The organism is Phormidium sp. CCY1219 (assembly GCF_035615515.1).
In the GTDB taxonomy this organism is placed as follows: domain Bacteria; phylum Cyanobacteriota; class Cyanobacteriia; order Cyanobacteriales; family Laspinemataceae; genus CCY1219.
The window spans coordinates 1-19,923 of sequence record NZ_JAJENT010000503.1; the positions used below are offsets into that span (position 1 = coordinate 1).

General features: G+C 50.8%; 24 protein-coding genes. 6 read left to right on the plus strand and 18 right to left on the minus strand.

Annotated elements, in window-relative coordinates; translation table 11 throughout:
• Nucleotides 1-72 precede the first annotated feature (72 nt).
• A complete protein-coding gene (gene grxD / locus LKK83_RS13040) occupies nucleotides 73-396 on the plus strand; it encodes a Grx4 family monothiol glutaredoxin (RefSeq protein ID WP_324631590.1) in 324 nt (107 codons plus the stop codon).
• Here the strand turns inward: grxD and LKK83_RS13045 are convergent.
• Nucleotides 393-629 carry a hypothetical protein gene (locus LKK83_RS13045; RefSeq protein WP_324631591.1) on the minus strand — a complete coding sequence of 79 codons (237 nt, stop codon included), beginning with the start codon at nucleotides 627-629 and terminating at the stop codon, nucleotides 393-395. The two genes, grxD and LKK83_RS13045, sit on opposite strands and share 4 nt — an antisense overlap.
• Nucleotides 630-1,005: 376 nt before the next feature.
• Nucleotides 1,006-1,257, minus strand: a complete 252-nt coding sequence (locus LKK83_RS13050; RefSeq protein WP_324631592.1) for a DUF6761 family protein — start codon at nucleotides 1,255-1,257, stop codon at nucleotides 1,006-1,008.
• Nucleotides 1,258-1,861: 604 nt separating this feature from the next.
• Here LKK83_RS13050 and LKK83_RS13055 point away from each other — a divergent pair.
• Nucleotides 1,862-2,644: a response regulator transcription factor gene (locus tag LKK83_RS13055; RefSeq protein WP_324631593.1), complete on the plus strand. Its 783-nt coding sequence runs from the start codon at nucleotides 1,862-1,864 to the stop codon at nucleotides 2,642-2,644.
• 109 nt (nucleotides 2,645-2,753) lie between these two features.
• On the opposite strand, the gene LKK83_RS13060 is transcribed toward LKK83_RS13055, so the two are convergent.
• From LKK83_RS13060 to LKK83_RS13080, 5 genes are all read right to left on the minus strand, one after another.
• Entirely contained in the window at nucleotides 2,754-2,885 is a 132-nt protein-coding gene (locus tag LKK83_RS13060) for a hypothetical protein (RefSeq protein ID WP_324631594.1), read from the minus strand.
• Nucleotides 2,882-3,661, minus strand: a complete 780-nt coding sequence (locus LKK83_RS13065; protein ID WP_324631595.1) for an ABC transporter ATP-binding protein — start codon at nucleotides 3,659-3,661, stop codon at nucleotides 2,882-2,884. Before LKK83_RS13065 ends, LKK83_RS13060 begins: the two co-directional genes overlap by 4 nt.
• Nucleotides 3,662-3,675: 14 nt before the next feature.
• On the minus strand, nucleotides 3,676-4,200 hold the full coding sequence (locus LKK83_RS13070; protein ID WP_324631624.1) for a hypothetical protein: 525 nt from the start codon (nucleotides 4,198-4,200) through the stop codon (nucleotides 3,676-3,678).
• Between the two features lie 165 nt (nucleotides 4,201-4,365).
• On the minus strand, nucleotides 4,366-4,803 hold the full coding sequence (locus LKK83_RS13075; RefSeq protein ID WP_324631626.1) for a DUF4079 domain-containing protein: 438 nt from the start codon (nucleotides 4,801-4,803) through the stop codon (nucleotides 4,366-4,368).
• 203 nt (nucleotides 4,804-5,006) lie between these two features.
• Entirely contained in the window at nucleotides 5,007-5,399 is a 393-nt protein-coding gene (locus LKK83_RS13080) for a DUF1830 domain-containing protein (RefSeq protein ID WP_324631597.1), read from the minus strand.
• A 450-nt stretch (nucleotides 5,400-5,849) separates the two neighbouring features.
• On the opposite strand from LKK83_RS13080, the gene LKK83_RS13085 reads away from it, so the two are divergent.
• Entirely contained in the window at nucleotides 5,850-7,421 is a 1,572-nt protein-coding gene (locus LKK83_RS13085; RefSeq protein ID WP_324631599.1) for a photosystem II high light acclimation radical SAM protein, read from the plus strand.
• A 156-nt stretch (nucleotides 7,422-7,577) separates the two neighbouring features.
• On the opposite strand, the gene LKK83_RS13090 is transcribed toward LKK83_RS13085, so the two are convergent.
• From LKK83_RS13090 to LKK83_RS13135, 11 genes are all read right to left on the minus strand, one after another.
• Entirely contained in the window at nucleotides 7,578-8,393 is an 816-nt protein-coding gene (locus tag LKK83_RS13090) for an MBL fold metallo-hydrolase (protein ID WP_324631600.1), read from the minus strand.
• A gap of 59 nt (nucleotides 8,394-8,452) precedes the next feature.
• Nucleotides 8,453-10,702 (minus strand): CHASE2 domain-containing protein, encoded by a 2,250-nt coding sequence (locus LKK83_RS13095; protein WP_324631601.1) that lies wholly within the window; start codon nucleotides 10,700-10,702, stop codon nucleotides 8,453-8,455.
• 13 nt (nucleotides 10,703-10,715) lie between these two features.
• Nucleotides 10,716-11,465, minus strand: coding sequence for a DUF928 domain-containing protein (locus tag LKK83_RS13100; protein WP_324631602.1), 750 nt, complete (start codon nucleotides 11,463-11,465; stop codon nucleotides 10,716-10,718).
• 265 nt (nucleotides 11,466-11,730) lie between these two features.
• Complete coding sequence (locus LKK83_RS32010; RefSeq protein ID WP_442957310.1) at nucleotides 11,731-11,865, minus strand: DUF6760 family protein; 135 nt, start codon at nucleotides 11,863-11,865, stop codon at nucleotides 11,731-11,733.
• Nucleotides 11,841-12,206, minus strand: coding sequence for a hypothetical protein (locus LKK83_RS13105; protein WP_324631603.1), 366 nt, complete (start codon nucleotides 12,204-12,206; stop codon nucleotides 11,841-11,843). The genes LKK83_RS32010 and LKK83_RS13105 overlap by 25 nt, the downstream gene beginning before the upstream one ends.
• A complete protein-coding gene (locus LKK83_RS13110) occupies nucleotides 12,178-12,531 on the minus strand; it encodes a hypothetical protein (protein WP_442957311.1) in 354 nt (117 codons plus the stop codon). The genes LKK83_RS13105 and LKK83_RS13110 overlap by 29 nt, the downstream gene beginning before the upstream one ends.
• A 6-nt stretch (nucleotides 12,532-12,537) precedes the next feature.
• Entirely contained in the window at nucleotides 12,538-13,029 is a 492-nt protein-coding gene (locus LKK83_RS13115) for a phage tail protein (RefSeq protein WP_324631604.1), read from the minus strand.
• An 87-nt stretch (nucleotides 13,030-13,116) separates the two neighbouring features.
• The gene (locus LKK83_RS13120) at nucleotides 13,117-13,599 is read right to left on the minus strand and encodes a phage tail protein (protein WP_324631605.1); all 483 of its coding nucleotides are present in this window, start codon (nucleotides 13,597-13,599) and stop codon (nucleotides 13,117-13,119) included.
• Nucleotides 13,600-13,694: 95 nt separating this feature from the next.
• The gene (locus tag LKK83_RS13125; RefSeq protein ID WP_324631606.1) at nucleotides 13,695-14,165 is read right to left on the minus strand and encodes a phage tail protein; all 471 of its coding nucleotides are present in this window, start codon (nucleotides 14,163-14,165) and stop codon (nucleotides 13,695-13,697) included.
• Between the two features lie 107 nt (nucleotides 14,166-14,272).
• Entirely contained in the window at nucleotides 14,273-16,000 is a 1,728-nt protein-coding gene (locus LKK83_RS13130; protein ID WP_324631607.1) for a phage tail sheath family protein, read from the minus strand.
• Nucleotides 16,001-16,060: 60 nt separating this feature from the next.
• Nucleotides 16,061-16,555, minus strand: a complete 495-nt coding sequence (locus tag LKK83_RS13135) for a Pvc16 family protein (RefSeq protein WP_324631608.1) — start codon at nucleotides 16,553-16,555, stop codon at nucleotides 16,061-16,063.
• Nucleotides 16,556-16,873: 318 nt separating this feature from the next.
• On the opposite strand from LKK83_RS13135, the gene LKK83_RS13140 reads away from it, so the two are divergent.
• The 3 genes from LKK83_RS13140 to LKK83_RS13150 all read left to right on the plus strand — a co-directional run bounded on the left by LKK83_RS13140 (nucleotide 16,874) and on the right by LKK83_RS13150 (nucleotide 19,920).
• On the plus strand, nucleotides 16,874-18,001 hold the full coding sequence (locus LKK83_RS13140) for a sensor histidine kinase (RefSeq protein WP_324631609.1): 1,128 nt from the start codon (nucleotides 16,874-16,876) through the stop codon (nucleotides 17,999-18,001).
• A 190-nt stretch (nucleotides 18,002-18,191) separates the two neighbouring features.
• Nucleotides 18,192-18,869, plus strand: a complete 678-nt coding sequence (locus tag LKK83_RS13145; protein ID WP_324631610.1) for a response regulator transcription factor — start codon at nucleotides 18,192-18,194, stop codon at nucleotides 18,867-18,869.
• A 37-nt stretch (nucleotides 18,870-18,906) separates the two neighbouring features.
• On the plus strand, nucleotides 18,907-19,920 hold the full coding sequence (locus LKK83_RS13150) for a fused MFS/spermidine synthase (protein ID WP_324631611.1): 1,014 nt from the start codon (nucleotides 18,907-18,909) through the stop codon (nucleotides 19,918-19,920).
• Nucleotides 19,921-19,923: the final 3 nt, after the last annotated feature.

Here is a 19,923-nt window from a genome sequence, read left to right on the forward strand (position 1 = left end):
TAAAGCCGCACGTTCGTTTTTCCTCCCCCGGCTAAAGCACGGGGGTTTCCAAACGTATCGGAGGTTATCATCATGACTCCAGAACTGAAAGCGAAAATCGATAACATCATCAACAGCCACAAACTCGTGGTATTCATGAAAGGCACCAAACTGATGCCCCAGTGCGGTTTCTCCAACAACGCCGTACAAATTCTCAATACCTTGGGCGTCCCTTACGAAACCGTTAACGTTCTGGAAGACTACGAAATTCGTCAGGGCATTAAAGAGTATTCTAACTGGCCGACGATTCCGCAAGTTTATCTGAATGGTGAATTCATTGGCGGTTCTGACATTCTGATCGAGCTTTATCAAAGTGGCGAGTTGCCCCAAATTGTGGAAGTCGCCCTCGCTTCTTAAATCCCGTTAAGTTTTAACATTCCTTCTTCCCCTCGCAGAATTGGGTCATTTCCCCCATCCTCTGAGGGGATTTTTTCTGCGATGATGCCCCAAAGCGCCTCCCGGTGGCGGAAATTGGTGCCGCATCGTTTCCCTAGAGGCGCGCACCCCGCAAAACAAAACAACCGATAGCTTAAGCGATCGCTCGCTTTTGTGGGGTATAAGTGCAAGCCGATCGCGGCAGCAGTTGGCACCACCTTGGCAATTATTTGTCGCGCTTTTTATAAGAAAATTTTATATAAAGCGCCCGTTTTGCGATCGCCGCACTTTCGGTTCGCACCGACGAGAACTTGGCGACCCTAATACATTAAAATTTCACGTTTGTCAATACATATTAGCAAAACAAATAAAAAGGAACGGCAAGCCGTTCCTCGAGAGCTAAAGATGGATTTTTCCCAACCGCCGAACACGCGAAGCGGATGGCAGCGGATCTCGCGCTTCGAGATTGCAAATTAAAATAACCACGGGATTCTAGATAAAAAATTTTTAATAAAAAACCCAAGCATCATTAGCGCTTGGGCTGAGATGCTGGATTAAAAGACCTAATGATTTCCCTCACGGTGCAAGCCGTCAATAATACCGGGTTTCCGGTTGAGGCTGGGGCATGAGTTCGAAATTAGAAGGGTCGTGAAGGAAGCGAATCGCTTCTTCCTCTAGCCTGTGAATGAGAAAGGCTTCGATGGTATTGGTCTGTCGCAAGGCGGCGATATAGCCTGACAGATAAAGCCGTAGGTCATCGAGGCGATATCCTCGGTTCCACATATCTACGAGAGAATCGCTGAGTTTTTGGTAATGGCGGATGGTTGCAGTGTCTTGCAGCATAGTTTCCTGGTTGAATTCAGCAAAGGGGAGTCTTTTTCCGGGGGTAAGCGCCACAGACGACCCGACGCTTAGGGGTCTGTATTCAGTGGAATGGAGTTTGGATGGCGCACAGCCACGCGATCGCCCCCGAGAATCGCTTATTTTTCTTTGACGCTCCCCATATCCATATTGTTCGGTGGGGAAACAAGGCGATCGGGGGATTCCTGAATCTTGCCCGGGGGAAGCCGAAATCGTTGAGCTTCTGGGAATTCGATTCATCACCCTTGCGCTTTACCCATCCGACCCACTGACCCCGGTAGGGGGTGAACCTGGAGGGAACATGTTGACTCGGAACTGTAGGCGCTCCGATGTCCCGGTGGGATCCATGAGGGAGGTTCCTGCTTACCCTAGGAAAAGTGACCTACTCTTATTTTACCTAGATCTGCACTCCGGGTGGGAAGACCCCTAAGGCAGATAAAATGATTTGATGATATTTTTACACCCTGCGGCATTAACTTTTAATTTCCTTAACCTAGAGGGTTGAGTCAGAGTAGCGGAAGTTACAAAACCCTGACAAAAGCTTTGTTAACCTTGACTTTACCGACGTAAAGGAAACGAAACAGTTGTGGTCTCTGTTTGCATTTTAATTGTAGAGGGCAATCCTCACCTGCGATCGCTGTTAGGTTGGCACCTACAGCAAGTCGGCTATGGGGTGTACCAATCCGCTGACATCCGTCACGCAAGAGAAATTTTCTACAATCGCCATCCGACGCTTGTCATCCTTGACAGTGAATTACCCGATGGTGATGGTGTAGAATTTTGCCGATGGTTGCATCAGCAACAAGAATCGATCGTGCTGATGTTATCCGCTCGCAATACCGAAGCCGATATCGTGCAAGGCTTAAAAGCCGGTGCCGATGATTACCTGACCAAACCCTTTGGAATGCAGGAATTCCTCGCCAGAGTGGAAGCAATGGTGCGGCGGTATCGAAAAATGACGCCTCCCGCCAACTTGGACTATGGGGATCTGCAAATCGATCTTGTGCAGCGCCGCGTGTGCTATAAAAACGAATCCATCGATTTAACCCCGCAAGAATTTAGCTTGCTTTATGTTTTGGCGCAAGCGGAGGGATTGCCGATGACTCGTCAGGAATTGCTGCGTCGCGCGTGGCCCGATGCTATTGACAATCCTCGAACCATCGACACTCACGTGCTGTCTTTACGCAAAAAAATTGAAACCGATCCCCGCCAACCGAGTTTAATTCAAACCGTGCGGAATGTCGGCTATCGATTAAATATTGAAATCCTCGATGGTCATTCCTCCACTCCCCCCGCACCCGCTGCGAAAAAACGAACGCCGATGCGTGAATTGTCCCAGGTAGCAGCGGGCAACGGACATCCCCATTAGGCTCCGTAACAAATTATACCAGTTAGGTTGACAATGCAACCCATCAAGCGGGAGGAAGGAACAAATCGGGGATAGGTCAATCCCACAGCGATGAATTAAACCGACGATCTCATCGCTTGGTAATGCCTTCCCCGCTCTCTATGCTTAGCCGATTCGGAGGATGTGCCTGCACTCCATTGCATCGGCGATCGCGCGGTTTCATCCCGCCACCGGTCCATCCGGCGCGGCGCAATTTTATCATTCCCATTCTCTGGCTGACTCAGCCTCGGCTTCGATTAAATTCGATCGCAATTTTTCCCAATCAGCGCGATCGCCCCTGCACTCCTCAACCAAATTGCCTCGCTCCAAATAAACCACCCGAGTGCAAAATTCCTCTGCTAGATCGAGCTGATGATTCACCATCACAATGGTGGTTTGCTCAGTCTGCGCCAGTTGTCTCAACAGCCGCAATACCGAGGCAGATCGTCCCGCATCTAGGGCACTGGTTGGCTCGTCTAATAATAAAATTTTCGGTTGAATAGCTAATGCGCGGCATAACGCCACCAGTTGTCGCTCTCCTAGGGATAGCTGCACTTCGGTGCGATCGAGCCATTCTGACGGAACGTTCAACTGCTCGAGCCAATACACCACTCGCCGTTTAATCTCTCGATCCTTCATCCCCCGCAACACCAGGGGATAGCGGATGGCGTCTCCCACGGACATTCCCAACAATTTGGATTCTTGCAACACCAAGGTGACTTGTTGGCGCAATTCAAGCACCGGAATATTTTCGTAATGGCGTCCCTCGAGATAAATCGCGCCTTGGGTGGGGTCGATCAGTCGGTTTAACAAGCGCAACAGGGAGGTTTTCCCCGCACCAGACGGCCCGACAATGGCCAGCCGATCGCCGGCTTGTACCTCCAAGGACATCTGGTTGAGGATAGCCGCACCCACATTTCCGCCGCCGATCGCCGCCTTTAATTCTACGCGATCGAGCTGCAGTTGGGGCGTGGGTTCGCTTGCTAAGCTCTTTACCATAACCTCTCGATTCCCTACCCAACTCCCACCGCTGTGGCGATCGTCCAGGCATCCACCAGCAACAACAATCCCGTGAATCCAAGCAAAATCAAATACATCCAGGGTTGCGCTAACGGGCGCACATCTCTGGTGTCAATCCCGGTTTTCGCGGATACCAATCGCACCAATTTCGCAAATCCCGCCACTCGCATGGGCAGCAAATACCCTTCCCCAGATTGACTGGAGAAATAGTACACCACTCCCCCTTGACCGGTGGTGCGCGGTTTGAGTGCTTTCACCTCTTCCCAGGGCAAAAACCAGCCTTTGCGAAACAAGGAGGGCACCCACTGGGGATAGGTGACTTGAATCCCTCGGGCATCTAACACCACTCGCTCGCTCAGTGCTGCGTAGAGGGCAACAGCGCCGAGGCTCAATCCCACCCACAGTAGGGCTGGAGGGACTGGCGCTTCGGTGGCTTCGGAGAGAAAGGGCAGGGGCACGGTAAGAGCCACATACAAACTCAGAAGGGTTATCCGGATTAAGGGAGAAATCCGAAAAATACAAGGCTTCGAGAGGCTTTCATCGGCATCAGCAACCGATGAAGGTTGGCGGTTGGGGGGATGGAGGGGTTCTGATGTCACGAGTTAGTTACGCAGGTGGAATGAGGATAATCGGCGGCGCTTACGCGCGCCCCTGTGCCCTATATTAACCGATCGCCGCTCGGATTATGGCAGGTATTTTTGCACTACGGTCCACCCACTCCAAGACACCCAGGCTAAGGTACAAAATAACAGGACGTTTGTGGTAACATGTGTGGGTCTAGCCCAGGGCTGGCGAGGTCCGATTTGTGTGGCACTCCAGGCGGAAAACAGCACCAGTGCTACCACACTCAATCCGGCCCACAAATGCACGGAATGCCCTAAGGTGCCATAGTGACCCAAGGTGCCGACAATCCCAATCCCTAGCAGCAGCAAGACTAACACGACTAGGGTTCCCCCGAGAAACCAGTGCAGCGATCGGGCAAATACCCTTCTCCCCCGCCGCGATTTGCGCGCCCGGAACATCCAAATCCCGGTCAATGCCAACAAAAAATAGGCGGCGATCGATAATCCCATCGACCACGCCGCTATTTTCCATAACCATAGAAACGAAGGCAAATCCAATATATTTTCCCCCATGAATGGCGAACCAACGATTGCCTTTCATTGTATTATTTTTTGAGGCTGGATTGCCCCAGCCCCTTGCACCCCGAGTTTCTTGTCGCAGTTGCCTGTAGGTTTTTCTGGTAGGCTTTGATTTATTAAAAATGGGTTGGCAAAGATGTTAGCTCGCGCAACCCTAGTATCACCCCAAATTTTTCATGTTATTAAACCGAGGTTAAAGTGGGTGATGAAAAGGAGTCTGTCACAGACCCGTCTGGATTATCTGTGCTGTTATCTGGCGCTTGGGTGTTTGCGCTTGTCCCGGCTTCTCCATCGGGAGGTTCGGCATCGGGATCGCCGTCTTCGACGATTTGCAAGCGCGTGCAAGGAATCTTATCGGATAAAATTGCACTCGCCATCATGCCGCAATGGATTTCGAGTAGGGCTTCGGAAAACGCTTCAAAAACAAGGCGCTGTCCGGGAAACACCACGCGCTCAAAATACCAGTTGGGAATATTGCTAATCCGCGCAATTTGGATTTTGCTGGTGGCATTGACATAGCAGCACAGAATGTGACCGGGGCGGTCAGCCGGAATGGGATCGAGAATTTGAGCCATGACGATCGAGGAGCTAATTTAACTAAACAACCTATTTATATTTTTCCACGGTAACATCTCGCGATCCCCACAAGCTGTAAACGCGACTACCAACTGCAGCGGATTTTGAAGCTTTTTGGGTTAAAGATTGGTCAAATCTAAGTTAAGATTTTCTTATCAGTGCCATCGATCCCCTCAATCAGGGCATTGGCGGCGCAAAACGTACTGCCATAAGAAAGTTTAATGGCAAATTAGGGGCCTCCAGGAGGGACTTTCGGGGGCGATCGCGCCGCTCAAAAGTCCCAGATTCGCTTCCCGGTAAGCATGATTGCTCAGGGAGTGGGGAGCCTCTACCGGCGGAAAATGTGCTAGCATCTAAGCCAAACAGAGGGATTCGCTCGCCTCTCATCCCGTTGCCGGGATTTAAAATTAAGATATATAAACAGTCTGCCGAAAACCCTTTTAAACCCTATGGAAAATCGCATCCTCTACGTCCGCCTCCCTTGCAACCCCATTTTTCCCATCGGGGTGGTTTATCTCGCCGATGCGGTACATAAGCTCTTCCCGAATTTAAAACAACGCATTTTTGACTTGGGCACTGTCCCGCCTTTGGATTTCGCCGGTGCCCTGGATGCCTGTGTGGATGAATTTCAACCCACCCTGCTGGTCTTCTCTTGGCGCGATATTCAAATTTACGCCCCGGTGGGGGGTCGCGGGGGCAATCCTTTGCAAAATGCTTTCGAGTTTTACTATGCCCGCAATCCCTTGGTGAAACTCCGGGGCGCATTGGGCGGATTGCGGATTACTACGGCATACTATCAGGAACTCTGGCGCAATCTGGGCCTGATTAAACGCGGATTGAAGCGCGCTCGCAAGTACCACCCGCAGGCGCGGGCGATCGTGGGCGGCGGCGCAGTAAGTGTGTTCTACGAACAACTGGGTCGCACTCTCCCCCCAGGAACGATTGTTTCGGTCGGCGAAGGTGAAGCACTTCTGGAAAAATACCTGCGCGGTGACGATTTTAATGACGAACGCTGCTATGTGGTTGGGGAAACTCAACCTCGCGATCGCATGATTCACGAAAAACCAACCCCTATCGAAAAAACCGCCTGTCAATACGACTACATCGAAACCATTTGGCCGGAATTCGAATACTATCTCCAAGAACAAGATTTCTATGTGGGTGTCCAAACCAAACGCGGTTGCCCTCATAACTGCTGCTACTGCATCTATACGGTGATTGAAGGCAAGCAGGTCCGCATTAACCCCGCTGATGAAGTGGTGGCGGAAATGCGTCAGCTTTACAACCGGGGTATCCGCAATTTCTGGTTTACCGATGCTCAGTTTATCCCGGCCCGTAAATATATCGATGATGCCATCGAATTGCTCCAAAAAATTCTGGCGGCAGGCATGAATGACATCCATTGGGCTGCCTATATCCGGGCAGATAATCTGACGCCGGAATTATGCGATTTGATGGTAAAAACTGGGATGAATTATTTTGAAATCGGCATCACCAGCGGTTCCCAAGAATTGGTTCGCAAAATGCGAATGGGCTATAACCTGCGGGTGGTTTTGGAAAACTGTCGCGATTTGAAATCGGCAGGATTTAACGATTTGGTGTCGGTGAATTATTCGTTTAATGTGATTGACGAAACCTTCGATACCATCCGTCAAACAATTGCCTATCATCGCGAATTGGAACGGATTTTTGGGGCGGATAAGGTCGAACCGGCTATTTTCTTTATCGGGTTGCAACCCCATACTCATTTGGAAGAGTATGCGTTTAAAAACGATTACCTGCAACCGGGTTACGACCCGATGAGTATGATGCCTTGGACCGCACGCAAATTACTCTGGAATCCAGAACCCCTGGGGTCGTTCTTTGGTGAAGTTTGCTTGTCCGCTTGGCGTCGCAATCCCAATGATTTCGGTCGGGAAGTGATGCGGATTTTAGAAGAACGTCTGGGTTGTGCAGATTTAGAAACGGCTCTTTGTGCCCCGATGAGTTCCGATCGCAAGCCGTTGGTGAAGGTGGGTTAGTTCCACCGATTTCCCTCGGAAAAACCCCTTTGAATTCTCTTATTTTGGCTTCAAACTGGTTTTTCCGGGGATTCCCCATCCCGTTTCCCCTATGATTCTAGATCGGGCACTGCCCGGTTCCGAGAGGGGGTAAGAGCGGGTAGATATTACAGGTTATCAACTCGAAATATTCATGTCTGCCGAGACGGGGCGATCGCGATCGGTGGAAGGGGAGAAATCAAACACCTGTCCGCGTCGGACAAATCCGAGAAAGCCATCGTGTTGGGCATCGGGAAGCGGACCGGGTTGATATCCATACAGCCACATTTTATTTTTAATTGGTGCGGGCAAATTCACCAGTTGATTGTAGTGGGCGTGAACTGGAGAGGGAAATTTGGAGGTTTCGCAGTCGTGGAAAATCAAATCGGCGCGATCGTAATAGTCTTTGATTTCATCAACGCACAACTGAGTATCGGTTGTGAGAAACATCTTCTGTCCGGCAATTTCAAAGAACAATCCATAGGTAGGCATAACAAAAAAGCCATTATTAATATGGATGACTTTTACCAGTTTAAACTCGATGTTTTCCCAGGTAAAAGAGCCGTGACGAGGGATTTTTTCCACCTCAAAAAACGTATCCAAATCGTTGAGTTCGCCCTCCACAGAGCGCAGTCCACCAGAGAGGGTTTTTTCCCACAAATCTGCTGCCAAATCTTTACTTAAATACAGGCGAGGTTTTTGGCAGCGGGGGTCAAATTTGGTGGTAAAGGCGATATATTCGAGACCTCCCACATGATCCGAGTGCAAGTGACTGATGTAAATATCGGTGATATCCAGATGAGAATAGCCGACCTCGTGGAGGGAAAAGCGGATATCCGAGCCGCAATCGAGCAAGAGTTTGTTGCCGCGATCGCTAATCAAGAGCAGGTTAGAGTGATAATTACCAGCACCGACGGTAAAAGCGGAACCGGAACCTAAAAAGATTAATTTCATAATTGTCCTCAAATGTCCGTTTAAATTATCCAGTGGGAAACACCGAAAAAATACCTCCTTTACGCCAGAGTGCTTTGAGCTTCTAGTTCTTTGTAAAGCGCATCGAGGCGAGTGGCGATGGGTGGAGGTGTAGAGGTCAGCCTGATGTAAAAACTGCCCGTTTTTCCGGTTGATTTTTCCAGCACTTTAGCATAAATATCTTCGCCGGTTAAATTCGGATTGTCGCTCACCAGATTCAGCTTAATATTGCTCAGGGGAGGGGGTAAAGCGTCGCTCTCTCGATATTCGGTACTCAGTTGCGCTTCTTTTGCCGAAAGTTCTACTAAAATTCCCCTTGACATTTCCTCGCTCATGTGCTTGCCGGACAAAACGGTGTATTGAACCGGGAGGGGTTCGGAAAGGGGGAAAAAGATTTCTTCTTCTTTCGACAAGGCGATATTGTACGGACCGCCGATACCGCCGACTTCGTAAATGATAATCGGTTCTTTCACGCCTTTGGGCATGACTTCTCGTTCCCCGTCAATCTGGATGAGTTCTGGACCGCCGGCATCTTGTAAGGTGCGATCGCCGATCAGGATTTGACCGCCGGTGGTATAGGATTCGATGCGATAGGTTAAATTGACTTGACTGCCCACCACGCCATATTTGGTGCGTTTTTCCGAGCCGATATTGCCCACGACGACTTCGCCGGTATTGATGCCGATGCCCATTTCCAGGGGAGGGAGATGCCACTGTTGGATAGTTTGGTTGACTTCGTGCATAGCAAGCTGCATGGCGACGGCGCAAGCGATCGCGCGGGTGGGGTCGTCGGGTTTGGGAGTGGGGGCACCAAAGAGGACCAAAATGCCATCGCCCATAAACTCGTCAATGGTGCCTTGATAGGCGGTGATGACATCTGCCATATAGCCGAGATAGAAGTTAAGAATTTTGACCACTTCTTCCGGGGTCAAGCGCTCGGATAAGGCAGTAAATCCGCGTAAATCGGAGGTTAAGATGGTGATTTTGCGCCGTTCGCCGCCGAGTTTGAGACCTTCGGGATTTTCTAAGAGGTTGGCGACGACGCCATCGGTGAGATAGCGACCGAAGATTTGGCGGATATCGCCGGCGGTCCGGGCGATATAGGCGGTAATGGCGATCGCGGAACCCACCAGGGCCAAAGCTGCCGGCACCACTGGAATCCACCAGCCAGACAAGAAGGCACCATAGGTGATGCCCAACAAAGCGCTAGCACAGAGGAGGGCGATCGCGGTTCGTTGCCAAGAGAGATATCGCACCCCGCCGGCATAGCGCCATTTCCAGGTGAGGAAAGCACCCAGACTACTCCAGAAGACGATCCACAGCCATTCGTAAGGGTCGGGCCAGGTTTTAATCAAGGGGCGATCGTCCAGGGCGGCCCCGAGGATTTGACTGATGAGATTGGCATGAACTTCCACTCCCGGCATGCGGCTACCGGGGTCAGTGGTATAAGGGGTGAAAAATAAGTCCTGGAAGCTCTCGCCCACGGCTCCGATGAGGACGATGCGATCGCGTCCCCAATCTGGGGGAACGCGATTTTTCAGGATATCCATCAGGGAGACCCGCTCGTACAAGCCGCCGGAACCTGTATAATTTAGCAGGACTTGATAGCCGCCCGCATCAGCTCTCACATAACCCCCATCATTGGGTTGAAAGGGTTTAAATACCGTGGGGCCGAACTGCCACCAGTCCGTCCCTGGGGCAAGCTGGGGGGCGATGCCTTCCGCCTCCAGATACAGACTGGCCAATAGCAGGCTAAAGCTGTAGACCGGATTGCCATTGGCATCGGTTAAGGTGAGCAAACCGCGCCGCAGGGTGCGGTCTGCATCGAAAATCAAGTCGTTCGCACCTACGTATTGCAAACCGGGGGGCGCGTCTACCCGGTCGCGATCGCGATCGCCGATAACTTTTTGGATGCCCACCAGATTCGGCGTGGATTGGAAGATATCTAAGAGGGCTTGATGGCCCGGTTCTACCGGGCGATCGCGATAAACGTCCAAGCCGATGGCCCTCACGCCTCTGGCGTTCAGGTTTTCGATTAATGCGGCATAGAAGCGATCGGGAATGATGGCTTGTCCCAATTCTCTCACATCTGCTTCGTTGATGCCCACGATCGCGATCCGGTCGTCCGGTTCTTCCCCAGGGCGCAGGCGCATGTACTGGTCAAACATTGCCCATTCCCAAGGTTGCAGCATTCCACTCAAGCGCAACAGAATCACCGCTGCCGCAACCGAGGGTGCTGTTATCCACACCCCGCGCCATTCCCACAGCAATTGTTTGACCTTTTCCCACATGACGGGACTCCCGTTAGTTTTCTACCGTGCAACATTCCGCGAACGGGGGGTCGGAGAATTCCCCGAGTCCCACCGAGGTTAACAGTTCTTCCCACTGCTCTGGATATTCAGGGCGCAACTGTGCTAAAATCGTTACGGTTTCGTTCCAGATTCGTTCTTGGGCATACATCTCCGCTTGCTCTAGGGGCGTGGCACTTTCCAGTTGAGTTTGTAACTCTTCACTGAGTGCTTTGCGTTCGATTTCCCCTTGAACCAGTTCATCGGCTTGGCGATCGCTGCGATCGCAAACTAACGCAAACTGCCATAGGTATGTTTCCCCCACCTTTAAATTCGTCGTTTCTGGCAGACTGACTTTAACGATACCCGAGGTATCCGACACCTCAAATTCATTAAAGTAAATTTCCTCCCCCTCTTCACTGACAATCGCGAATTCTCCCCCTTCAGCGCTATTTTCTGGCACGTAGATAAAGAACGTGGGATTTCCCGCTACCGTGGTCGCCATATTGTCCCGGGTGGGCATCAACGCGGTCAGAGGCATGGTATCCTCCGCCCGACAGGATGCATCATTGTCGCCGCGCACGCCCCCGCCTACAGTGCTTCGCGGTCCGCTCCGACTTCCCGCCGGCGGAGGGGGAAATTCCAGAGCAATCGGCGAGGGGGCTTGCCGTTGGGCGCGCACTTGCGCCGAGAATCCCCACAGCGCCACTGAGGACAAAACTAGGGCTAGGATCGTTAATAAATGAATTGATTTAAGCCTACTCACGATCGAAATACCTCCACATGACCGAATGATGGATGAGTGAAAGGGGCACGGGGGATATGGAAAAAAGAACGTTTGATGTACTGCTATGATAGTGGTTTTTTCCCAAGAGTGCCAGGGCGATCGCGGGAGAAAGAATTGGCTCAAACTGGATCCGCATTGCCCGCGATCGCTCTGGCTTATTTTAGCAGCATCTCCAAATGCTTTTTTCTGGCCCGCGTCTTCCCCTGTTTGTTGACGATTAGCGCCCCAAAAGTTTCATTTTGCTTTATTGGCTGCTTTTGAGCTGTGCGATCGCCCCATTCCAGCGATGTCTTTGTGCGTGTTCCAGACTTAAAATCTCATCTAAAGACCAATGAAAATAAAACGCAATGGTGGCTACCTCTTGGTGGAGGCGATCCAAGGGGTAGCCGATAATTCCCCCGAGGCGATCGGCTCCATTTCCGGTTGATTCAACTGTAGGTAAAACTCGCGCAAATAGACTAAATCCACTAAAAACAATTGCTCTAACAATTCCGGCGTCAGAGGGGCAAGGGTACCGAGACGAGTAATCAGCCGCGACAACAGGCTGATAATCCCATAAGCTGGATTTTCTCGCACCCGGATATCATTTTGAAAGTAAATTTCATCTTTTCCTGTCGCCAGACGCATTATCCCATGACGATGAATGTTGCCCCCCGGATCGACCAATCCTCGGGGAAGAATAAAGGGAAATTCAGTAGAAGGAAGGGTTGGATGGCTCATCGGTGTTTGCAGGAACAATATTTGCAGAATTTTCCGCTTCCAGGGCGTTGATTTGCCGATAAAAATTTTGTAAATAATACAAATCGGCGGCAAATAGATTTTCGATAACCGTCGGCGTCACCGGTTCTATAACCCCGAGACGGAGAATTACCCGCGAGAGGATAATCACCGTGGCGTATGCGGGATTGGTTTTCACGCGCGGATCGCGCATCGGGACAATTTCATCCATCGCCCGCGCCAACCGCATCACTCCTTGGCGGTGTAAATTGCCCTCCGGATCGAGATATCCTTTAGGTAAGGTAAATTCAAACTCGGTTTGAATCATTAGCAATTAAACAACGGCTACCCGTTTTAATTCTTCTACAGTCACTTCCATCTCTTCGATTTCTAATTCATTTCCCCCCACATTCAGGTCAGAAATGGTATAGCTCACGGGCCAAGCGCGTTTAAACTCCAATCTAAACTGGGGTTCGGCACCTTGATTGTAGATAGTTAAAGACCCATCGCGTTTTTGGCTTGCCCAATTGCCGTTTTGTACCGAATCGATCCAATTCCAGAGGGTCATGGAAATAGTCAATCCCCGGCGTAAAGTCAGGTTGGTATAGCTGACATTGCCGGGAAGTTTCGTGCGGATAACGCGACCTCTGGATTGACCTTTGTTGCCCCACATTTGCGGCGTGACTTCGCAGATTTCGATGGTATCTTGACTGGATTTAAACCCCTTGCATTCCATGAAATAGCCATCCACATTCTCGATGCTGCCATCGAGTTGCAGTTCAAAGAAAAATCGACAAGCGGCTAAGAGTTCGGGAAAGTCTGGCACGGTTTTTGGTGGGTAAATTGAATGATTGGCGAAAGTTTGGGGGGCGCGCAAATCGCTTTTTTGTCCCCCCATCGGCGGTAAGCTTGTCTATTTCGTGCGCTTCACGTATTCGTAAGCAAAGGTGACGGTTTCTTTCAAAGCCTCATTGCCCGCAGCATCCAGTCCTGACATGTTGTACGTCTTCGGCATCACGCCTTTAAACGTCCAACTGGCTGACTCCGAACCATCTTGTTTAAATACGGTAATGGTGGCTTCTTCCGTCTTACCTTTGGTTTTCGTCGCCCCCCCGAGGTCTGGCGTGGAGTGAGACTCGTAAAACCAATCGGCTACGGCTTTGGGTGCTTTGCTAGAGGTTACAAACGTCACCGTCACCTCTTGGGATTCTACTGCTGAAGGTGCGGCTTGACGATTCACCTTGCTTTTGGCGGCTACACCAAATGCTCCTTCCGCATTGGTGACCGGAATGCTCATTTTAATTCCAGAAATGGATTCGACGAGCAAATCTGAACTGAGATTGTCGGACTTAAATTCAAATCTAGCCTGAGAAAGCGGTTCCTTATCGACTGCCATTTTTTACTCCTTTGGGTTCTCCGGTTAACGATTTTCAGTGAGTTCAGCATCCTACAAATGGCTGAGTGGTTCCACTGGACTGATGCTAGAGCTGACTATTTTTTCCGTTCCACACTTTCCACGTTTAGCTCGAATTTTTCGGTGAGAAACTCTTCTCCGCCAACGTTGAATTCACCGACTTCGTAGCTAACCATTTGACATTGTTTTAGGTCGTAGGTTAACACTTCTTTAGCGTCGGCATCGAAAATAGAAATGGAAGCATCGATAAAATTATCGCTCCATGTTCCATCGCCTTCATAGGTGGCTGGGATGCCCTTTTTAAAATAGTTGTACAGGTCCATATTGCCATCTTGGATGACCGCTTCAATGGTGATGTTTTGGTTGTTGTAGTATCCGGTGGAAACGGTTTGGCGGTTCATTTGTCCCTTGGCGGTGGAGGCGATCGGCTTAGCATGACCGGAGGTTTTCGCCTGGACATCGATGCCACTGAATTTCAGAAGGGGGAATTCCTTGCCATCATAGGTAAATAAAAATCGGTTTGAAGAAATTACAAATAGGTCTGCCATCTGGTTACTCCTGGGAAATCAAATAGTAAGGAAAGGGCTTCAGGGTGGGAGAGGAGGGTGGGTCAGTTGTGCTGAGTTATCGCACAACTGACCAAAGGGAGAAGGAATTATTGACCCGGTGCCCACTGACTGATGCGGAAAATGACAAATTCCGCCGGTCGGACGGGAGCCACGCCCACTTCGATATACAAACGACCCATCATCATGGTATCTGGGGTGTTGAGTTCGCCATCGCACTTCACGAAGAAGGATTCGCCCACCGTATTGCCGACCAACGCACCTTCGCGCCAGAGGCGTTCGAGGAAGCTGGAGACGGTGCGCGTGACCCGCGCCCACAGGGCAGAATCATTGGGTTCAAACACCACCCATTGGGTGCCGATTTCAATGGATTTTTCGATGTAGCTCATCAGGCGACGTACCGGAATGTAGCGCCATTGGATGTTATCGGGTTCGACCAAAGTGCGAGCGCCCCAAATCTTGATCCCTCGGTTGTAGTTGGCGAAGTTGCGGATGCAGTTAATGCCTAACGGGTTTAATACTTCCTGTTCGCGGAAGTTGGTTTCGTAAGCCAGACCGATAACGCCGCGTGGGGTATCGTTGGCGGGGGCTTTGAACAGTCCGCGCGTTTCGTCGGTGCGACACCAGACGCCCATCATGTGCCCGGAAGGGGGAATGGCAATCGGTCGGCCCCCGTTGCGGGGGTTGGGAACTTTGATCCAGGGATAGTACAGGGCACCAAACATGGAACGGCGGTTGAAGGTATTCAACCAAGCGGCTACATCTTGGGGTTTTTGCTGTTCCGGGGGAACGGCGCGGTTTTCGTTCTTTCCGGGTTTGACTGGGGGCGGATCGAGGACCACCATGCGGAACGGGGGGCTGGGGGCGGAGTTCTCGCACATGCTGACCATCATTTCCATGATGCCGTGAACTTGATCCAGGTCGATTTGCCCTTCTTGATAGACTCGCATCAGGTCGGGACAGGCAATCATGGCTACGTCGTCAATCTCGAAAATGCCCTGGACGCCGGTGCGATCGTCGCGCTTGCCTTGCAGTTCTCGCGGTAGGCGATCGGCGTCTTGGATGAACGGCGGCGGCGGAGAGACTTCGTAGGTGCCGTTTATGGGGCGTTTGGACAGGGGGGAAACGGCGGGGAGACCTTCGGCAATGGAGACGTCAATATACTCGGACTCCTGGAGGGCTTCGAGAACGTAGCTGCCTTCTTCGGCGGCTACTTCTTCGTTCATTGTCAGGTGTTCGTAGCTCTCGAGTTCTTCCTCGCCGCGTTTTACGCTAATCTTAAAGTATTGACCATCATCTAGCGGCGGCTCTGCCTCTGAATCTTCCGGCTGCACCGGGGTACTGCTTTCTACAGTAACGCGAACCGGTCCGGTGGCGGCGGGAAGGGCCGGGGTGCCGCCGTCTTCTTCTGCGGCGGGGGCTTCGGCTCCTTTGAGGTTAAACAGCAAGGAGGGGCGTCCGGCAGAGGTGAGGAGTTTGGTGGCGGTTTCGGTGGGGGCTGGGGCTTCGGAACCGGGGAGTTTGGTGCCGATGCTGCTCACCCAACAGCGTCCTCCTCCGTTCAGGAACCAGCCGTACACAGCAAAGGGCAGGTAGGCGTTGAAGTCGGTAAACCCATCGGAACCGGGTTTGCCAAAGTATTCCAGGTACTGATCCCAGGTGGTGACCATCATGGGTTTGAAGACTTCCGCATCGCCGCGTACATCTTCGGTGAATCCAATAAAGCCGGGAACGCTGAGGCTGACGCCTTCGATGGGACGACTCCCTCGGTCTACTTCTTCGACGTAGACGCCTGGGGCAAAATAATCCAATGGCATGAGTGGTTGTCCTCCACTTGGTTTTTCGGTGGGTGGTGCGTGGGGCCACTTGCAGTGGCTTTAGGGGGTTGATGTGAATGACGTGCTGTTGCCGATCGCTGCTTGCTTTTCTACCGCGATCGGCACGCTGACGGTGACATACAACCCCGGACGCAGGGGCACCCCTAATGCCCTCCAAAGCGCTGCTTTGTCGCTGAGATCCACTACAGAAATTTTCATGGGTAAGGCTCCTTTTCTGCGAAGGGCCGGATCCAGTTGCGCTTCGGGCAGAAAAGGATGCGGAAGTAGCAGGGTCAATGCTTCTGACAGCAGACGCTGCTCTCCTAGGGCGGTGTAATCCCACGCTGTGAGCACAAATGACAGGTCATACCAAATGACGATCGCACCGTCTGTCTGGGATTGAGACTGCTGCAGTTCAGCGTTCTCTCGAACGTCGTAGCAGTAGAGGTTCAGCCTCGGACCTCTACCTTCTGCACTGGGACGATCGAAGTCAATTGCATCCATTGCGATTAGGGATGTCCCGCCTGCGAGAATTTCTGCTAAGGTCTGAGCCACCGCAGGGATCATAGGAGGGAGTGATTAGGCTGTACAGTTTATAGATTAGTCAGTCTTGATGCGGCTGGTTATTAGACTTTGGTCGAAATTTTAAAATTTGTGTAGATTCTACTCTACTTTCCGATTCCGAGGTTATGGTGGATTTAATGTTACTTAAGTGAAGGGGAGAACCCTTCCTCCGCACCGCTTAGGCTAAAGAATAAGGGTATGCATCAATTGAATTTTCCAAAATCTCTGCCTTTTTCGGTGATTCCTCCTAGGGAAAAACCCTCCTCTGCTGGCATTTCATCCATCGCTCAACGACAAGTGGATCGATTGATGGCTCGACTTCCTTTGGTGGGGGCTTGGTTGGTTTACCGCGATCGCAAGAACCAGCACCGACACCATTTGAGTTCTGTTCGCTCAGAACTCCCGGCGTTTGACCCCGATTTCCGGTCTTTTCTGGAGTCGGAAAGTTGGCAAAGTGAATTAGAATCTCCTTATCCGTTTTCTTCCCCGGATTTTCAGTTGATTTACTTATTGCCTTTCCCGGGAGAAAAAAACTCGAAATCAATCTTTAATTCCACAAAGGTAATGGGACATTTGTCTCGGGGCAAGTCCTCTCTTCTAACTCGGGATTTGCCTGCAGCGTCTAACTGTTCCTCGAGGGCTGAAACCCTAAATGAGTATTTGCTCTTGTGGGCTTATGAAGAACTTTCTGCTATGGATCGCGAAGGGATTGGCCAACAAGTGGAATTGCTTGCCGATTACCTCGCACTGGCTTCAGAATCGGCTCGTCAGCGCGAAGAAATTCGCCTCCTCGAACAGGTGGTTCGCAAGGGAGAACATCAATTGCGACACTCTTTAGGTCTGATTGCTCTTTATGCCGAAACCCTTTATCGCCAATTACCGGGGGAGAAGTTACAAGCCCAGGCGAATGTGATTCGCGAAACGGTGGGTGAACTGAGCGATCGCTTGCGGGATATGATAAACTGCGGACAACAGGTTAAACTACAGGTGGCGGTGGATGATTTATGTCAGATTGTAAATGAGACCCTTCAGGTTTTAACCCCTCAGTTAAACCGCAAAAATCTTCGGATTCAGTACCCCAATCGGTCTGTAAATCTGGCGATTGACCGTTGGCAGATTAAGCAGGTTTTTGAAAATTTGCTCGGAAATGCCATTGAGTTTAGTCCGCCAGGAGAAACGATAGATTGCAATTGGCGCGTTTTTCACAATGAAGTGTTGGTGGAAATTCGCGATCGCGGTCCGGGTCTTTCTCCAGAAGATTTAAAGGGGGCTTTCGCTCCGTTTTATTCTCGGCGATCGGGGGGGACTGGCTTGGGTCTGACTATTGCTAAAAAAATTATCCTAGACCATCGCGGAAGCATTTGGGTGCAAAATCTCCCCGAGGGGGGGGCACAATTTTCCTTTACTCTGCCCCACAATTGTAGTTACTCTGAGTAACTACAATTGACAGGTTTCAAGAATGAAGGGATAAATTTAAGGTCGATAAAGATGTGTCATTGAGATAATGAGGATTAATCGAAATAAGCATTTGTTCGGCAATTTTTTCTCCCTCCAGAAAAGGCGCAGAGATTTGGATAGTTTGTTCGCGGTAAATGCAACGCCAATTGGTTAAATAAGGGGATTAATAATGGAAATTCAATTAGTTTCAATCGTCATCGTTGATGATGATTTGCGATTTCGGCAAGGGTTGCGAACGGTGCTTGACTTCTACAGCGATCGCGAGGAATTTCGATTCCAGATTGTGGGAGAAGCGGCTTCGGTAGAGCAAGCTTTAAAGGTTATCCGAGAACAACATCCGGCTTTAGTGTTATTAGATTTAGAATTGGGAAATAGTGATGGCATTGCGGCGTTAAATCGCTTGCAGGAACAAGGCTTTCAAGGGAAAGTGTTGATTTTGTCGGCTCATCACGAGGACGAAATAGTGTTTCGAGCAATGCAAGCGGGGGCGCGGGGATATCTATTTAAAGAGCGATTGGCGAAACAACTGTACGAGGCGATCGCAACAATTCTGAAGGATGAAATCTATTTAGCCCCAGAGGTGGCGACGGGATTTTTCCGCATCTTTCATTTCTATAAAGGCTATTCCTTATCCGGGTCTCCAACCATTCACCTTACCCAACGGGAACGCGAAGTGTTACAGTGGTTGGTCAAGGGAGCGTCGAATGAGGAAATCGCTGGCCATCTTTACGTGACGGTAGCCACTGTCAAAGCGCATTTGACGGCAATTTTTGAAAAATTAGGCGTTAAAAGTCGCACTCAGGCTATTGTCAAAGCGTTAAAAGGTGGGTTGGTTTCGAGTTCTTAATTGAGATGAGTTGGATGAGAAAACAGCCTGAATGGTGATGAATTCGATACAACATTGGCAAGCTGACAATCAATCGGCGCTCGATCGCCGATTGAGTTGGCTGCGAGAACAACCCTCGAAAACCCTGTTTTTTGAACCTTCCGGGGTGCATTTTATTTCGGTCAAAAAAATCGAAAATTTGGTGCAACTGGCGTTACTGGAACAAACCAGTTTATCCACGCAATTATTGCAATCCCAATTTGATTTAACCGATCCGCTGAATTTGTTATCTCCCTACACCCAAGCGATGATGCTCAGTTTGCTGTGGCATCCCACGCCGCAACGGATTTATCTGGCGGGGTTTGGGGGTGGGAGGATTCCGTTAGTGTTGCATCATTTCTTTCCCACCGCGAGGGTGGAATGTAGCGAAATCGATCCGACGTTAGTCGAGGTGGCCAAAAATTTTTTTGGGGTGGAACTCGACGATCGCCTGCAAGTTAGGATCCAAGATGGGAGATCGGATCTCGCCGCCCAAGAGACCACCTACGATATTATCGCCATCGATGTGGTCTTGGGAACCGGTTATATGCCCTATTCGTTGGCAACGCGAGAGTTTTACCAGTTGTGCAAAAGGCGGTTGTCTGCGTCGGGGGTGGTGACGGTGAATCTGTTGCAACCGGATCCGTTTTATGCGGATCGGGTGAAAACCCTGCAAGGGGTGTTTGACTGGGTGGGATTGGTTCCCCTGGCGGGGGGTAACGCGGTGGCGATCGCCACGGATGGGGAGGGTTTCTCTCCCGAGGAGATCCGCGATCGCGCCGAGTCCTTGCAAGCAAAACTGGGGTTTTCCTTTCCGTTATCCGAGCGATCGGGCGATTTTATCGCACCCCCGCAACTCCAGGAACATCTTCCGGAGTTATCTTCGGCGCAACTCCTGTGTGACGACTCGATTCCGGGGGGGTATTTCCAGTCGCTTCCGGCTTTTAATACGGTGTTTTCCCTAGTGGATCCAAAACTGCCCTGTCCCTGCGGTTCGGGTCGGTTGTTTGAACGCTGTCACGGGGGGGGATAACGC

Coding starts and splice junctions, on each gene's coding strand:
- LKK83_RS13095 (WP_324631601.1), bottom strand. CDS start 10,702: ATGTGGGAAAAGGTCAAACAATTGCTGTGGGAATGGCGCGGGGTGTGG.
- LKK83_RS13080 (WP_324631597.1), bottom strand. CDS start 5,399: ATGGCTCAAATTCTCGATCCCATTCCGGCTGACCGCCCCGGTCACATT.
- LKK83_RS13060 (WP_324631594.1), bottom strand. CDS start 2,885: ATGATAAAATTGCGCCGCGCCGGATGGACCGGTGGCGGGATGAAACCG.
- grxD (WP_324631590.1), top strand. CDS start 73: ATGACTCCAGAACTGAAAGCGAAAATCGATAACATCATCAACAGCCAC.
- LKK83_RS13130 (WP_324631607.1), bottom strand. CDS start 16,000: ATGCCATTGGATTATTTTGCCCCAGGCGTCTACGTCGAAGAAGTAGAC.
- LKK83_RS13065 (WP_324631595.1), bottom strand. CDS start 3,661: ATGGTAAAGAGCTTAGCAAGCGAACCCACGCCCCAACTGCAGCTCGAT.
- LKK83_RS13140 (WP_324631609.1), top strand. CDS start 16,874: ATGGCTCGACTTCCTTTGGTGGGGGCTTGGTTGGTTTACCGCGATCGC.
- LKK83_RS13145 (WP_324631610.1), top strand. CDS start 18,192: ATGGAAATTCAATTAGTTTCAATCGTCATCGTTGATGATGATTTGCGA.
- LKK83_RS13050 (WP_324631592.1), bottom strand. CDS start 1,257: ATGCTGCAAGACACTGCAACCATCCGCCATTACCAAAAACTCAGCGAT.
- LKK83_RS13090 (WP_324631600.1), bottom strand. CDS start 8,393: ATGAAATTAATCTTTTTAGGTTCCGGTTCCGCTTTTACCGTCGGTGCT.
- LKK83_RS13120 (WP_324631605.1), bottom strand. CDS start 13,599: ATGGCAGTCGATAAGGAACCGCTTTCTCAGGCTAGATTTGAATTTAAG.
- LKK83_RS13125 (WP_324631606.1), bottom strand. CDS start 14,165: ATGGCAGACCTATTTGTAATTTCTTCAAACCGATTTTTATTTACCTAT.
- LKK83_RS13105 (WP_324631603.1), bottom strand. CDS start 12,206: ATGAGCCATCCAACCCTTCCTTCTACTGAATTTCCCTTTATTCTTCCC.
- LKK83_RS13085 (WP_324631599.1), top strand. CDS start 5,850: ATGGAAAATCGCATCCTCTACGTCCGCCTCCCTTGCAACCCCATTTTT.
- LKK83_RS13150 (WP_324631611.1), top strand. CDS start 18,907: ATGAATTCGATACAACATTGGCAAGCTGACAATCAATCGGCGCTCGAT.
- LKK83_RS13110 (WP_442957311.1), bottom strand. CDS start 12,531: ATGATTCAAACCGAGTTTGAATTTACCTTACCTAAAGGATATCTCGAT.